Here is a 14,284-nt window from a genome sequence, read left to right as displayed (position 1 = left end):
GGCGAAAAGGTTTCCTTTCCGCGGTACCACCCTTCTTCACGGCCATCACGGCCGCCTTAGGAGCAACCAGCCAAAGCCAGCCGCTCGTTTTCGTAACGGGTGAAGCGCGCATCTCCACCCGTCCAACCCTACTAGCCGTTTGGCGTTCAGGCTGGCGCTCGGAGGTGAGTTCATCAAGCGGCAACATCACCGGTTCCCAGCTCTCCCGGCTCTCTGTGGATGTTGGCCCCGCTGACTACTTATCCTCGTCAACGCTTTTTCCCTATGCAATTATCGTTGCAGCTCAACCGACATTGGCGTTGGTCGGATATACTTTCACGCCTTCCGCTACAACGCGGCGGCGGAATTCTTCCAGAAGCCGCTTCGTATGCGGACCAGGGGTTCCGTCGCCGATCGTCCGGCCGTCAACTTTAATGACGGAAATGACTTCGGCTGCCGTCCCGGTTAAAAACACCTCGTCCGCAACATATACATCATGGCGGGTAAACGGCTCCTCCTTCACCGTATAGCCGAGTTCAGTCGCAATTTCTATAATCGCCTGGCGCGTAATGCCTTCAAGCGCCCCGACATACCCCGGCGGCGTGTAAATGACGTCATCCTTCACGATAAAGACGTTATCTCCAGAGCCTTCGGCCACATATCCTTGGTCATTCAAAATGAGCGCTTCGCTCACGTTGGCCAGATGGGCTTCAATTTTTACAAGAATGTTGTTTAAATAGTTGAGCGATTTGACTTTCGGACTCAACACATCGGAGCGGTTGCGGCGCGTTGCTACTGTCACCACTTCAATGCCCGTTTCATATAAATGTTTCGGGAAGAGTGCCAACGGCTCAACGATAATGACGATTTGCGGCGTTTTGCATTTATACGGGTCGAGCCCCAAATCGCCAACCCCACGCGAAACGACAAGGCGAATGTACGCATCTTGATAGCCGTTGCGGCGGACAGTTTCGAGCAAGTAGCCGATCATTTCGTCCTTCGTATACGGAATGTCCAACAAAATAGATTTAGCTGAATTGTACAGCCGATCTATATGCTCTTCGAGACGAAAAACATTGCCGCTGTAAACGCGAATCCCTTCAAACACGCCGTCCCCATACAAAAATCCGTGATCATAAACTGATATTTTTGCGTTTTCCTTCGTCACAAGTTCTCCGTTTAAAAAGATCCATTGTTCGCCCACTTCGGTTCCCCTCTTCCTTGATCAGTCAACAGTTGCTTCGAACGGCTCGATGATGTGTTTGAGTCGTTTCTCTTGTTTGAAAATTATAATAATCCTAAACCTCCCCGCCGTCAATAACGTTTTTTGAAAATTTCGATTGGTCCAACTATTTGTATACGCTTACAATGTGATAGAATCAAGGATTTGTCGATTATGAAAAAATTTTTTCTTTCCCGCCAACAACAGAAGGGGAGAGGCGAGAAACGGTTCAAATAGTTTCAATCCTTCAAGGTGAAGACGCCCGGATAATGAAAAAAGCGGACAGGCGTCCGCTTTAGATAGAAAACGTTTTTTCAAGACCGGGAATAGGGCGCCCCCCGATATCGCAAAATTGGATGAAGGTCCGCCCTCTGTCCATTTCTAACACCGCATATGTTTTTTCTTTTCTTCCGCGCGGCAGGGCGATGCTGCCGGGATTAATGAACAACACATCATCGATTTGCTCGGCGCCAGCCAAGTGGGAGTGGCCGAAGCAAACGATATTGGCCCCCGCTTCTTTCGCCCGATAGTATAACCGTAAAAGCGACGTCTTCACCCCGTATAAGTGGCCGTGGGTGACAAAGAGGCGGACGCCGTCCGCCTCCTCGATCCGCTCATCGGGAAACGCCGCTGTCCAATCGCAATTGCCGCGCACGACCGCAAATGGGGCGATCGCATCCGCCTCAGCCGGCAGTTCGGAATCGCCGCAATGAATGAACAAGTTCACTTCATGGCGATGGCGCATGACAATTTGCGCCAGTTCATCCGTAAGCCCATGGCTGTCACTCACAATGACCGCTTTCATTCCGCCCGCCTCGTTTCGCCCATGATCTCGTCCCATTGCTCATTCAACCGCGCCAACGCCTTCGCCCGGTGGCTGATGGCATTTTTCTCTTCCGGAGTGAGTTCAGCCATCGTCTTCCCCTTCTCCGGAAGATAAAAGACGGGATCATATCCGAAACCGCCCTCCCCGCGCGGCTCTTCAGCGATATAGCCGTCGCACGTCGCTTCGACAACGGCGGTCGGCCGCCCGGGAATGGCGACCGCCAACGCGCAATGAAAGCGGGCGGTGCGTTTTTCCATCGGCACACCTTCCAACTCACAAAGCAGTTTTTCGATGTTGCGCGCGTCGTTTTTGTCTTCGCCGGCATAGCGGGCTGAATAGACACCCGGCCGGCCGCCGAGCGCATCGACCGCCAACCCGGAATCGTCGGCGATGACCGGCCGCTGCAAGCGGTCAGACACCGCTTCCGCCTTTAGTTTGGCGTTTTCGGCAAATGTGCTCCCTGTTTCTTCAACATCCGGAATGTCCGGAAAATCAAGCAACGATTTCACGTCGATGCCCCGCTTCGCAAACAAGGCGGCAAACTCGCGCACTTTGCCGGCATTTTTTGTGGCAATGACGATTTCCTTCACTCTGCCTTCCCCTCCCGTTCTGTTTCCCACTTCGCCCCGATGTGGGCCGCCTTCTCGCCTAATACGCGGCGCTGAATGGCGATGAGCTGTTCAATGCCGGTTTGCGCCGCCCCGAGCAACTCGTCCAGCTCGGCGCGGGAAAAAGTCGCCTCTTCCCCGGTGCCTTGAATTTCGACAAACTGGCCGGCCCCGGTCATGACGACGTTCATGTCAACTTTGGCCCGCGTGTCCTCGCTGTAATTCAAATCAAGGATGATCCCGTGTTCGGGATCGATGCCGACTGACGTAGCAGCGAGAAAATCGCGAACCGGAAGCGACTGAAGCTTCCCTTCCTCAACGAGCTTCGAGAGCGCCAGCACTAGCGCTACATACGCGCCGGTAATCGACGCTGTCCGCGTCCCTCCGTCCGCCTGAATGACGTCACAGTCAAGCCAGACGGTCCGCTCACCCAACTGTTCCAGCTCAACGACCGAACGGAGCGACCGGCCGATCAGGCGCTGAATTTCCATCGTCCTCCCTGACACTTTCCCTTTGCTCGCTTCCCTCGCATTCCGCTGTTCTGTCGCCCGCGGCAGCATCCCATATTCAGCCGTAATCCATCCTTTCCCGCCGCCGCGCATAAACGGCGGCACTTTCTCTTCGACCGTCGCCGTGCAAATCACTTTCGTGTCGCCGATTTCAATCAGCACCGACCCTTCGGCATGTTTCATGTAATGCGGTTGTATATGTACAGGGCGCAGCTCGCGGTTCTTTCGTCCGTCCGTTCTCATCGGCAATCCTCCTTTTTCCTCCTTAGGTGGCTCCCGCCTGGCCGTCCGGTGTCGGTCGGCCCTTTTTTAGCGAATCCAGGCGGTGTAGAACATTTCTTTCCTGCGTCTATCGCAAGCTTCCCACCGCTTTATTGAACGCCCTCCCACCTACACGTGCGCTTAGAGGTGGGAGATTCGCAGGAACCTCCGCCCCACGGCACGCTGTCCGCCAAGCCATCTCCGTGCGTCCTACGGTTTTTAATCAAAAACAAAGAGGCGGAAGACGTTTCCACCTCTTTGTTATACCATAACCGTTTCTTCGTTTCCAGCTGCCGGCGCCAAACGGCTAAAATGTCCCGGTATTGACGTTTTGCGGCCGAGTGACCGGTTTCGTGAGCGGCTTACCGTCTTCGGTAACGAGATCCGCTTTGCCGTTGACGGTGATCGCCACACTTTCCACCCCGTTTTGTTCGGTGAGCGACAACACAAGCGAATTTAGCACAACATCGGAAATGACGTTTTTCTTGTTGCTGCCATAAATACCTTCGTTAAAGTTGAGCGTCACTTTGCCGTCTTCATATTTCGGGGCATCGACAAGTTTGGCATCCGGCTGAAAGACGCCGACAAGTCCACTGCCATGATCCGGCCCTTGAATGAGTTCATGGATCGCCGCTGCGATATCGTCCTTCTCTTTATTGGGGACGCGTCTTGTCACCGGCACGTAATATGTGTGATCCCCCTGTTGGGCGACAAAATAGACGGTGACCGGGTGTGTATTCGTAATGTCCGGTACGCCGCTTGCCTCGATATTGATGCCGTCCGCACGGCTGACTCCACCCTGAATCGGTGTTTTATTGACCGGCATCACTTCTTGGTCATAGCCATTAATCCGGATTTTGACGCGCTTAATGTTATCAAATTGAGTCAATGTCCACGTAATGGCTTGCAAAATCCGCTTTTCATCTTCCGGTTTGTATTGCTTAAATTCCGGCGAAAAATCGGCGATCAGCGTCCCATCTTTCTCCAATTTCGTCCCGAGCACAGTCGTCCCTGCCGGAATGACAGCGCGGAAGCCATTTGGCAAAATTTCTGACACCGGACCGTCCTCAACCAAATATTCGAGCACTTGTTTGGCAACCGCCTGTGTTTTTGGCAACTCGACCGTTTGCGGCACGACGAAGCCGTGTTTGTCAATTAAGTATAATTCTCTCTTCACCGTCTCAGCAGCCTTCGCTTCCTCTTTTTCTCCCTGTTTGTCTCCCGTTGCCTCCTGGAGCGCTTGGCCGTCTTTGACATAGCTCGTTTCTTGCGGCGGGTCGATCTCCTTCACCGCCTCATCATTGCCAAACAAACCGCAGCCGCCAAGCAGCAAAAGCGAAGCGAGCACCGGCGCCATCCATCTATGAGCCGTCCGTTTGCCCATTGACGTTCCCTCCTACTCGTAGTTTGTACTACTATGTATACGAGCCGGTTGCCAAAATAGAATAAAAAAATCCTTTAGCGTCCAAGCGCTAAAGGATTTTTTCGGTCATAAGCGAATCGTCTCCACTTTGCCGATCGATTTGCCAAACCATTTTCCTGAGATCTTTTCAAACAGTTCTTTTGATCCGGTCGTGAAAAACAAGTGCTCCGGTTCGCGTCTGCCCGTGTAAAGGAGGTGGCTATGATGCAAAATCGTGCTTACTTCGCGGGCCGTTTCATCGCCGGAGCAAATGAGTTTCACCTGTTTCCCCATATACGCCCGAATGAGCGGGGCCAACAGCGGGTAATGTGTGCATCCTAAAATGAGCACATCGATCGGCCGCGGACGCAGCGGAGCAAGCGATTCGGCGACAATCGCCACCGCCTTCTCCCCTTCAAAATCACCGCTTTCGACAAGCGGGACGAATTTCGGACAGGCTAAACTTTCGACACGAACGTGCGGGTTGATCGATTGGAGCGCTTTTTCATACGCTTTGCTTCTGACCGTTCCGACCGTGCCGATCACACCGATATGCCCGCTTTTCGTCGCCTTCAGAGCGGCGCGAGCGCCAGGATGGACGACACCAAGCACCGGAATGTCAAGCATCGCCCGCACCTCATCAAGCACGACAGCGGTCGCCGTGTTGCAGGCGATAACGAGCATTTTCAGCGGGTATTGCTGCAAGTACTGAATCATTTGCCATGTAAACTGACGGATTTCTTCCACTGGACGCGGTCCATATGGGCAGCGGGCGGTGTCGCCGAGATAAATGATCCGTTCCTTCGGCAGCTGCCGCATAATTTCTTTGGCGACGGTTAAGCCGCCAACCCCTGAGTCTATGACACCAATTGCTCTTTCCAAATGATCGCCTCATTCTTTGTTCATTTCTTGATGCAATTTTCGTAAACAACGTTCCAAGAAGACGATTTCCTCGTCCGAAAAGTTCTCTAGCACTCTCGCCAAATCGCGCCGGCGTTTTTCAATGACCTCCTCGATGATGCGTTCTCCTTTTTCCAACAGATGGATTCGGACGACGCGGCGGTCATGCTCGTCGCGGATTCTGCTGACAAGGCCGTTCCGTTCCATGCGGTCAGTCAAATCGGTCGTCGTGCTGCACGCCAAATACATTTTGTTCGATAACTCGCCAACCGTCAAGTCCCCTTCTTCAAGCAGCCATTGCAAGGCGACAAATTGCGGGGGGGTAATCGGGTAATTCGTTAAAATTTCGCGGCCGCGCTGTTTTAAGTTAGCGGCGATATAACGAAGCAATTTTTCCAACTCAGCAACTGTTTTTTCATTCATCGCAGACGGCATACAATCTCCCCTTGATCGTTTTCGCGGCTTAGCCCTAAAGCGGCGGCTCGTGCCAATACTTATTCTATTTTTCATTTTACAACACCCGGGGACATAATCAATACAAAAATGCCACTTCCACTACAGACGAAAGCCGGGCGGGCAATCAAGCCTCGTCCGGCCGCAAGGGAACATAACAGCCGGCCATCCGAAAAGGGAAAGCCGGCATCGTTTATAGTTCAAGTTCGCCCATTCGAAGCAATTCGATGACAGCTTGCGAGCGCCCCTTAACCCCAAGCTTTTGCATCGCATTCGAAATATGGTTGCGAACGGTTTTCTCGCTGATGAACAGCTCTTTGGCGATCTCTTTCGTTGTTTTGTCTTGGACGAGCAATTCGAAGACTTCTTTTTCTCTTTTTGTCAACAGCGGCTTCGATTGAAACGATTGATCCTTCAACGGTTGTAACCCTCCTTGCTCTCAATGGGCCCGAACTGCCGGATGGGTATTTCCTCACCATATCGTATGTGAGAGCAAGGGTGACGGTGACGAAAATTTGTTTATCTAATAGAAAAATGGGTCTTCTTTCTTCACACTTCCCGTCCGCCGGGACAACAGCCGACAGGCGGCATCTGCCTGGCAGCCGGTTGTCGCCCGGTGTCTTGGTGAACATAAATCCCCTTCATGGCCGTCCATGAAGGGGATCGATATAGTATCGTTATGCTTCGTCGCTGCCGAAGAAATCGCGGAACATTTGAATCGTCGTGTCGCGGTTTAATGCAGCGATTGACGTCGTCAGCGGAATGCCTTTCGGACATGATTGCACGCAGTTTTGCGAATTGCCACAGTTCGCCAATCCCCCGTCGCCCATAATGGCCCGCAGCCGTTCCGCTTTATGCATCGCCCCAGTCGGATGGGCGTTAAACAGCCGGACTTGCGACAGCGGCGCCGGGCCGATAAAGTTCGACTTGCTGTTAACGTTTGGGCACGCCTCAAGGCAAACGCCGCACGTCATGCATTTTGACAACTCGTATGCCCATTGCCGTTTCCGCTCCGGCATGCGCGGCCCCGGACCTAAATCGTACGTTCCGTCGATCGGGATCCACGCTTTTACTCGTTTTAAGGCGTCAAACATCCGGCTTCGGTCGATCGCCAAGTCGCGGATGACCGGGAACGTGCGCATGGGCTCGAGGCGGATCGGCTGTTCAAGCTGGTCGATCAAGGCCGCACACGCTTGGCGCGGCTTGCCGTTAATAACCATCGAACACGCCCCGCACACTTCTTCCAAACAGTTCATTTCCCAAACAACCGGTGTCGTTTTTTCTCCTTTGGCATTGACCGGATTGCGGCGAATTTCCATGAGCGCTGAAATGACGTTCATATTCGGGCGGTACGGGATGACAAACTCCTCTTCATATGGCGCAGAATCCGGACGATCTTGGCGCGTAATGATGAATCGAACCGTTTTGTTCTCGCTCATCTTACTTCACTTCCTCTTTCTTTTTGCTGTAGTCGCGTTTACGCGGCTTAATCAACGAGACATCGACCTCTTCGTAATGGAACGCCGGACCGTCTGGCGTATAACGGGCCATCGTCGTTTTCAGCCACTCTTCGTCATTGCGCTCCGGAAACTCCGGTTTGTAGTGCGCACCGCGGCTCTCGTTGCGATGGTAAGCGCCAAGCGTGATAACACGAGCGAGCTGCAACATGTTATACAGCTGACGGATAAATGTTGCCCCCTGGTTGCTCCATTTCGCCGTATCCGTGACGCTAATGTTGTTATACCGTTCCATCAGCTCTTGAATTTTTTCATCTGTCTTCCGCAACCGGTCGTTGTAGCGAACGATCGTCACGTTGGCCGTCATCCATTCACCGAGCTCTTTATGCAGCACATACGCATTTTCCGTACCGTCCATCGCCAAAATGTTGTCCCATTTTTCTTGCTCCTGTTTGACGTAGCGATCGAACAACGTTGACGGGAGCGCATCAGCCGATTTTTCGAGGCCGCGGATGTAACGGACGGCATTCGGCCCGGCGACCATCCCGCCGTAAATCGCCGACAAGAGCGAGTTCGCCCCAAGACGGTTGGCGCCGTGAATGGAATAATCGCACTCACCGGCGGCAAACAGGCCTTGAATATTCGTCATTTGATCGAAGTCAACCCATAAACCGCCCATCGAGTAGTGGACAGCCGGGAACACTTTCATCGGCACTTTGCGAGGGTCTTCACCCATAAATTTCTCGTAAATTTCAATAATGCCGCCAAGCTTGATGTCCAACTCTTTCGGATCTTTATGGGAAAGATCCAAATACACCATATTTTCACCGTTAATGCCGAGCTTCAAATCGACGCACACATGGAAAATTTCCCGGGCGGCGATGTCGCGCGGCACTAAGTTTCCGTAAGCCGGATATTTTTCTTCAAGGAAGTACCACGGTTTTCCGTCTTTGTACGTCCAGACACGGCCGCCTTCCCCGCGGGCCGATTCGCTCATCAACCGGAGTTTGTCATCACCCGGGATCGCTGTCGGATGGATTTGGATAAACTCACCGTTTGCGTAATAGACGCCTTGTTGATAAGCGATCGATGCCGCTGAACCGGTATTGATGACCGAGTTCGTCGATTTTCCGAAAATGATCCCCGGCCCGCCGGTCGCCAAAATGACGGCATCGGCAGGAAACGCTTTAATCTCCATAGACCGCAAATCTTGCGCGACGATGCCGCGGCAAATTTGCTCATCATCTAAAACAACGCCTAAAAATTCCCAATGTTCATATTTCGTCACCAGTCCGGCCACTTCATGGCGGCGCACTTGTTCATCAAGCGCATACAAAATTTGCTGGCCGGTCGTCGCCCCGGCGTAAGCCGTGCGGTGATGCTGCGTCCCCCCGAAACGGCGGAAATCGAGCAACCCTTCCGGCGTGCGGTTGAACATGACGCCCATCCGGTCGAGCATGTAAATGATCCCCGGCGCCGCCTCACACATCGCTTTGACCGGAGGCTGGTTGGCCAAAAAGTCGCCGCCGTAGACGGTATCGTCAAAATGTTCCCACGGCGAGTCGCCTTCCCCTTTCGTATTGACCGCTCCGTTAATGCCGCCTTGGGCACAGACGGAGTGAGAACGCTTTACCGGAACGAGCGAAAACAACTCGACAGGCACTCCTGCTTCGGCGATTTTAATCGTGGCCATCAAGCCGGCCAATCCGCCGCCTACAACGATGATTTTTCCTTTTTTCATGGCTACTCACTCCCTAGAAAATTGCTGCTTTTGCTTCAATGTCCACGGTTTGCCCCGCCGGCTCGCCCCATCGACCAAGCGATCGTTCGGCGAACGGCTGCAGCGCGATCCGTCACCAGCCAACGCAGCGGTTCATGTTCGAAACGTCCTGAATGAAAGGCTTGTCCTACGCAAAAGCTAAAATAGCGCGAATACCGACAATCGAAAGCGCGACAAAAATGATCATCGTAATGTACGTAAACACTTGCTGCGAACGAGGAGACACGGTTAACCCCCAGCTGACGAAGAACGACCATAAGCCGTTGGCGAAGTGAAATACGGTTGACAAAATTCCGACAATATAAAACCAAAGCATAAACGGGTTATCGACGATATTCGCCATCATATCGTAGTTCACTTCAGCGCCAAATGCGGCTTGAACCCGTGTTTCATACACGTGCCAGACGACAAAAATCAACGTAATAATGCCTGTGATCCGCTGAAGCATAAACATCCAGTTGCGGAAATAGCCGTACTGGCCGGTGTTGAATTTGGCTGTAAACGCAATATAAATGCCGTATACAGCGTGGAACAACAATGGAAGAAAAATAATAAAAATTTCCAAGAGAATGCGAAACGGCAATTGCTCCATAAACGAAGCCGCCCGGTTAAACGCTTCCGGCCCACGCGTCGCAAAATGGTTGACGATCAAGTGCTGCACTAAAAAAATGCCAACGGGAATAACCCCGAGCAGCGAATGGAGCCGGCGGTAGTAAAACTCGCGATTCCCTGCCATATGTAAACCCCCTTTGACTAGTAATAAAATGTGTGCTCCTCGTTACAGAACGGAAATAGAAACGCCTTCCATTTCCATATTCGCTTTGTCACATTCATTGTACTCCCACATCGTACAAGCGTCAAGAAAACATCGACACAAAATGTTCAAACATTCTCATATTTACCTCTCCCGAAGAAAGAGAGTGCACGCCGTCGGCAGTTCAGCTATAATGAGGAAATGGATAGAAAGAGGGGAAGACGATGAAACAGCCACCGTTAGAGAAACAGTATCAAACATTTGAATCGATTACACTTTCTGCATTCAGCGCTGAGCTGCTCCGCCATTCTCTTCTTCCCGAGCTGCTCGGCAAGGATGCCGCCGCCCTTTTATACTGGGCCGGCAAACAGCTGGCACGCCGCTATCCGCTTCCTGACCTAGAAGCCATCACCGCCTTTTTTGAGCGGGCCGGTTGGGGGACGCTGTCGGCCGGCGAAGAGCGGAAAGATGAACTGCACATCGAGTTGTCCGGCCCGATTATCTCCGCACGCCTTTCCCTATACGACAGCTGCACCTTTCAGCTCGAAGCCGGGTTTCTCGCCCAGCAAATTGAGCAGCAAAAACGGTTCGTGACTGAAGCGATCGAATTGCCGCCAAAGCAGACCGGCAAGGCGCGCATTTTAGTGAAGTGGGATCGGAAACAAACCATCGACTGATCTCCTCAAGTTTTCTGCGGTGAAAGCAAAAGCTTCTCGGGTAAGGAGATTGAGCGCTCTCCCACCTACGCGAGCGCTTCGATGAGGAAATTTTTGGAAACAACCGCCCCACGGCCGGCTGTTAACCACGCCTCGGCGCAGGATGATAAAGGCACCAAAGGGCGTCCCTAGGAGTGGGAGCGCCCTTTTAGCCGTTATGCCGATGCAGCTTTTCGTAAATTTTCTCCGCCACCGCCCGCGGGATGTTCGCCCGCTGCAGCTCCTCAACGGTCGCCTCTTTCATCTTTTTGACTGATCCGAAATAGTGTAACAGCGCCTTTTTCCGCTTCTCCCCGACGCCGGGAATGTCGTCGAGCACGGAGTGGAGCATCGTCTTTTGCCGCGTCTGGCGGTGGAATGTGACGGCAAACCGGTGCACTTCGTCTTGAATGCGCTGCAATAAATAAAACTCCTGGCTTTGCCGGTCAAGCGGCACAACCGCTGGCGGATCGCCGGCCAAAAGCTCGGAAGTGCGGTGCTTTTCATCTTTCGCCAGCCCGGCAAGCGGCACGTCAAGACCGAGCTCGTTTTCCAATACATCGCGCACCGCCGACAAATGTCCTTTGCCGCCGTCGATGATGATCAAATCGGGAAGCGGAAGCCCTTCTTTCAGCACGCGCGTGTAGCGGCGGCGCACAACTTCGCGCATCGACCCGTAATCGTTCGGCCCGTCAACTGTTTTCACTTTGTATTTCCGGTACTCTTTTTTCGCCGGTTTGCCGTCAAGGAAGACAACGAGCGCTGAGACCGGATCGGCTCCGTAAAGGTTCGAGTTGTCAAACGCCTCGATGCGGCGCGGCGCTGGAATGCCAAGCCGCTCCCCGAGCCGCTCAACCGCCTTGATCGTCCGTTCCTCGTCGCGTTCAATGAAATAAAATTTCTCCTTCAGCGCAATGGCGGCGTTTTTGCTTGCCAGCTCAACGAGTTCTTTTTTCTTCCCTTTTTTCGGTTGAACGATGGAAACACCAAGCAACTCATGGGCCAATTCTCCATCAACATCGGCCGGCAGGACAATTTCCTTCGGCTTGAAATGATGCGCCTTCGTGTAAAACTGGCCTAAAAATGTGAGCATTTCCTCATCTGGGTCTTGGTAAAGCGGAAAAATGGACACATCGCGCTCAATGAGCTTCCCTTGGCGGAGGAAAAACACTTGTACGCACATCCAGCCTTTGTCATACGCATAACCGAACACATCACGGTCGATGAAATCGTGGAACATCATTTTTTGCTTTTCCATCGTCATCTCAATCGCCGCGATTTGGTCGCGGTATTCTTTCGCCCGCTCAAACTCGAGCGCTTCGGCCGCCTGATGCATTTTTTCCGTCAGCTCCCGCTTTACGTCTTCATAGCCGCCGTTTAAAAAGCGGGCGATTTGCTCGACCATCGCCTTGTTTTGTTCGTCCCGCACCGGGTAAACGCACGGGGCGAGGCATTGGCCCATATGGTAATACAAACAGACGCGCGAAGGCATTGTCGAGCATTTGCGAAGCGGATACAAACGATCAAGCAGCTTTTTCGTTTCGTTCGCCGCCTGCACATTCGGGTACGGACCGAAATATTTGCCGCCGTCTTTTTTCACCTTGCGGGTGATGAGCAGGCGCGGATGTTGTTCCGCGGTAATTTTAATAAACGGATAACTTTTATCGTCTTTGAGCATAACGTTGTATTTCGGGTCATGCTTTTTGATCAAATTCATCTCCAAAATGAGCGCCTCGGCATTTGACGAGGTGACAATATATTCAAAATCGGCGATTTCCTCGACGAGCCGCTGTGTCTTGCCGTCGTGCGTCCCGGTGAAATACGAGCGGACGCGCGCCTTCAGCGACTTCGCTTTGCCGACGTAAATGACCGTTCCATGTTTGTCTTTCATTAAGTAGCAGCCCGGCTGCTCCGGCAGCACGGACAACTTTTCTTTCAGCCGGTTGTTCATGGCCATCACTCCATTCTATTCCTCGATCCATTCGTACAGCGTAATCGTTCCATACACGGGATCAGCGAGTGAACTTGAGCGATACGTTTTCACTTTCCGCACACGGCCCGACAAGTCGGCTCCTTGGGCGCGAAACCCGTCAACAACATGATTTGTCATATAAATGGCAGCATGGCGGTAGTTTTCTTTGTCTTGCAAAAAGAAGGAAAAATGAAACACCTCTTTATGCGGAAACGGCACGTGCAAATAGTCGAACACGCGCGTCTCCTCCCACGTATATACCACAAACGGACGCGGCTTGTCACGCAAATCGGCGGCCAACTGGTACACAGCCGGGGGCGTTTCCACCTGTTCGCGCAGCTGTCCCGCACCAACTCCAGCTTGCAGGAGCACAACCGCCGCCGCCAGCGCCAACCGCCATGGCCGCAGCGCAGTAAAGAAGCGACCCCACACATAAAACAGTGCAAAATGGATCAACGGAAGAAGATGGCGCGGCTTTTCAATGTTCTGCGCCAATAGCGCCCACACGGCATACAGCAAAGCCGAAACAACGAGCGAGCGCGGCAGCTGAAACCGCCCCGCGCGCCAGGCGATGGCGCCCATTACGGCATAGGCGGCCAGCAGCCAGGCGTTTTGGCTGGCGATGCCGGTCCAAAGAAAGTTGTTGATCAAAAACCGGCACACCCGCTCCGAAAACGGCAGCGGGCTCGCCGCGGCCGTTCCGCCCCAATCGCTGAAATGGCCGTGGACAAAGGCCCAGCCAAGCTTGAAAAACGGCCAAAGCCCTCCCTCTGTTCGTGCCACCGCCGCCACCCAAATCAATTGAAAACCAGCCGCTGCCAGCGCCGATGCCGCCACACGGCTAAAGCGGCGATGCGTTTTCCAGTCTTCATACCAAAGGAACAATAAGGCGACGGCAAACGGAGCATACGACAAGCGGATGCCCATAAGCACACTAAATAAAGCTGCCGGCAAAAGCTGCGCCCTCCATGTCTTCTGTCGATGCGTCCGCTCCACCGCCCAGATATACCACCAGAGCACCCCGAGCGCCGCACCGTCTGACATCGGTCGGGCGGCGGCAAGGAACACGTAGCTCGAAGAGAACACCGCCAAGGCTGCCAACAGCGCCGCCGGGAGCGGAACGTGCCGTCGCAACAGCCAAACGAGCGGGAAAACAGCGGAACCTAAAACAAGAACGTTCAACACGGAAAGCGCCTTAGCCGGATTGGCGACCACAGCATGAACGGCCATGCCGCCTAAAATAAAATACGGGTAACCCGGGAAATGCGGTTGCATGGCCAACAAGTCGTAGCGCTCGAGCGCCAGCGTAAAATCCACTTCATCCCATGCGGCCGCATACGGGCTCGCCCAATACAGCCCGGCACCGACTAAAACAGCGGCCATCCCGATGCTGAAACAAAGCCAAAGTCGGTTCTGCAACAGTTGTTTCATCAAGTTCCCTCCAAAGAAAAAGTACAAGGCGCAGT

At 53.2% G+C, this 14,284-nt stretch carries 14 protein-coding genes and 1 other annotated feature (1 of these 15 only partly in view); of the genes, 1 reads left to right on the top strand and 13 read right to left on the bottom strand.

From position 1 onward, the window contains the following. Positions 1-261: a binding site (T-box leader), on the bottom strand; it reaches 6 nt to the left of the window's first position. Between the two features lie 22 nt (positions 262-283). The 11 genes from ilvE to ACTVDO_RS00290 form a co-directional block, all read right to left on the bottom strand. After that, a complete protein-coding gene (ilvE, locus tag ACTVDO_RS00340) occupies positions 284-1,183 on the bottom strand; it encodes a branched-chain-amino-acid transaminase (protein ID WP_020960790.1) in 900 nt (299 codons plus the stop codon). A 313-nt stretch (positions 1,184-1,496) separates the two neighbouring features. Next, a complete protein-coding gene (locus ACTVDO_RS00335; protein WP_020960791.1) occupies positions 1,497-2,006 on the bottom strand; it encodes a metallophosphoesterase family protein in 510 nt (169 codons plus the stop codon). Beyond that, on the bottom strand, positions 2,003-2,617 hold the full coding sequence (locus tag ACTVDO_RS00330) for an XTP/dITP diphosphatase (protein ID WP_442900841.1): 615 nt from the start codon (positions 2,615-2,617) through the stop codon (positions 2,003-2,005). The genes ACTVDO_RS00335 and ACTVDO_RS00330 overlap by 4 nt, the downstream gene beginning before the upstream one ends. Beyond that, complete coding sequence (gene rph / locus ACTVDO_RS00325; RefSeq protein WP_020960793.1) at positions 2,614-3,387, bottom strand: ribonuclease PH; 774 nt, start codon at positions 3,385-3,387, stop codon at positions 2,614-2,616. The genes ACTVDO_RS00330 and rph overlap by 4 nt, the downstream gene beginning before the upstream one ends. A gap of 325 nt (positions 3,388-3,712) precedes the next feature. After that, on the bottom strand, positions 3,713-4,789 hold the full coding sequence (locus ACTVDO_RS00320) for a GerMN domain-containing protein (RefSeq protein WP_020960794.1): 1,077 nt from the start codon (positions 4,787-4,789) through the stop codon (positions 3,713-3,715). Between the two features lie 105 nt (positions 4,790-4,894). Continuing rightward, positions 4,895-5,689 carry a glutamate racemase gene (gene racE / locus ACTVDO_RS00315; protein ID WP_442900840.1) on the bottom strand — a complete coding sequence of 265 codons (795 nt, stop codon included), beginning with the start codon at positions 5,687-5,689 and terminating at the stop codon, positions 4,895-4,897. 9 nt (positions 5,690-5,698) lie between these two features. Beyond that, the gene (locus tag ACTVDO_RS00310) at positions 5,699-6,142 is read right to left on the bottom strand and encodes a MarR family winged helix-turn-helix transcriptional regulator (protein ID WP_020960796.1); all 444 of its coding nucleotides are present in this window, start codon (positions 6,140-6,142) and stop codon (positions 5,699-5,701) included. A gap of 211 nt (positions 6,143-6,353) precedes the next feature. After that, positions 6,354-6,578 carry a helix-turn-helix domain-containing protein gene (locus tag ACTVDO_RS00305; protein WP_020960797.1) on the bottom strand — a complete coding sequence of 75 codons (225 nt, stop codon included), beginning with the start codon at positions 6,576-6,578 and terminating at the stop codon, positions 6,354-6,356. Positions 6,579-6,837: 259 nt separating this feature from the next. Beyond that, positions 6,838-7,599: a succinate dehydrogenase iron-sulfur subunit gene (gene sdhB / locus ACTVDO_RS00300; protein WP_020960798.1), complete on the bottom strand. Its 762-nt coding sequence runs from the start codon at positions 7,597-7,599 to the stop codon at positions 6,838-6,840. 1 nt (position 7,600) lies between these two features. Beyond that, positions 7,601-9,358 carry a succinate dehydrogenase flavoprotein subunit gene (gene sdhA, locus ACTVDO_RS00295; protein WP_020960799.1) on the bottom strand — a complete coding sequence of 586 codons (1,758 nt, stop codon included), beginning with the start codon at positions 9,356-9,358 and terminating at the stop codon, positions 7,601-7,603. 166 nt (positions 9,359-9,524) lie between these two features. Further along, on the bottom strand, positions 9,525-10,133 hold the full coding sequence (locus tag ACTVDO_RS00290; protein WP_020960800.1) for a succinate dehydrogenase cytochrome b558 subunit: 609 nt from the start codon (positions 10,131-10,133) through the stop codon (positions 9,525-9,527). A 242-nt stretch (positions 10,134-10,375) separates the two neighbouring features. Between ACTVDO_RS00290 and ACTVDO_RS00285 the strand changes: the two genes are divergently transcribed. Continuing rightward, complete coding sequence (locus ACTVDO_RS00285) at positions 10,376-10,828, top strand: YslB family protein (protein ID WP_020960801.1); 453 nt, start codon at positions 10,376-10,378, stop codon at positions 10,826-10,828. A 187-nt stretch (positions 10,829-11,015) separates the two neighbouring features. Here the strand turns inward: ACTVDO_RS00285 and uvrC are convergent, their stop codons facing one another. Both uvrC and ACTVDO_RS00275 read right to left on the bottom strand, forming a co-directional pair. After that, complete coding sequence (gene uvrC / locus ACTVDO_RS00280; RefSeq protein WP_020960802.1) at positions 11,016-12,797, bottom strand: excinuclease ABC subunit UvrC; 1,782 nt, start codon at positions 12,795-12,797, stop codon at positions 11,016-11,018. Between the two features lie 15 nt (positions 12,798-12,812). Then, a complete protein-coding gene (locus tag ACTVDO_RS00275) occupies positions 12,813-14,249 on the bottom strand; it encodes a nucleoporin-interacting protein (protein ID WP_442900839.1) in 1,437 nt (478 codons plus the stop codon). Between the last annotated feature and the right edge of the window lie 35 nt (positions 14,250-14,284).

This window comes from Geobacillus sp. BK01 (genome assembly GCF_052220245.1).
In the GTDB taxonomy this organism is placed as follows: domain Bacteria; phylum Bacillota; class Bacilli; order Bacillales; family Anoxybacillaceae; genus Geobacillus.
Note: the sequence above shows the minus strand (reverse complement) of the source record. Positions and strands in the feature narration are given on the sequence as shown.

What these genes read in the sequence shown, in the direction of transcription:
- ACTVDO_RS00335 (WP_020960791.1), bottom strand. Translation starts at nt 2,006, where the DNA reads ATGAAAGCGGTCATTGTGAGTGACAGCCATGGGCTTACGGATGAACTG.
- rph (WP_020960793.1), bottom strand. Translation starts at nt 3,387, where the DNA reads ATGAGAACGGACGGACGAAAGAACCGCGAGCTGCGCCCTGTACATATA.
- ACTVDO_RS00320 (WP_020960794.1), bottom strand. Translation starts at nt 4,789, where the DNA reads ATGGGCAAACGGACGGCTCATAGATGGATGGCGCCGGTGCTCGCTTCG.
- ACTVDO_RS00310 (WP_020960796.1), bottom strand. Translation starts at nt 6,142, where the DNA reads ATGCCGTCTGCGATGAATGAAAAAACAGTTGCTGAGTTGGAAAAATTG.
- sdhB (WP_020960798.1), bottom strand. Translation starts at nt 7,599, where the DNA reads ATGAGCGAGAACAAAACGGTTCGATTCATCATTACGCGCCAAGATCGT.
- sdhA (WP_020960799.1), bottom strand. Translation starts at nt 9,358, where the DNA reads ATGAAAAAAGGAAAAATCATCGTTGTAGGCGGCGGATTGGCCGGCTTG.
- ACTVDO_RS00290 (WP_020960800.1), bottom strand. Translation starts at nt 10,133, where the DNA reads ATGGCAGGGAATCGCGAGTTTTACTACCGCCGGCTCCATTCGCTGCTC.
- ACTVDO_RS00285 (WP_020960801.1), top strand. Translation starts at nt 10,376, where the DNA reads ATGAAACAGCCACCGTTAGAGAAACAGTATCAAACATTTGAATCGATT.
- uvrC (WP_020960802.1), bottom strand. Translation starts at nt 12,797, where the DNA reads ATGAACAACCGGCTGAAAGAAAAGTTGTCCGTGCTGCCGGAGCAGCCG.
- ACTVDO_RS00275 (WP_442900839.1), bottom strand. Translation starts at nt 14,249, where the DNA reads ATGAAACAACTGTTGCAGAACCGACTTTGGCTTTGTTTCAGCATCGGG.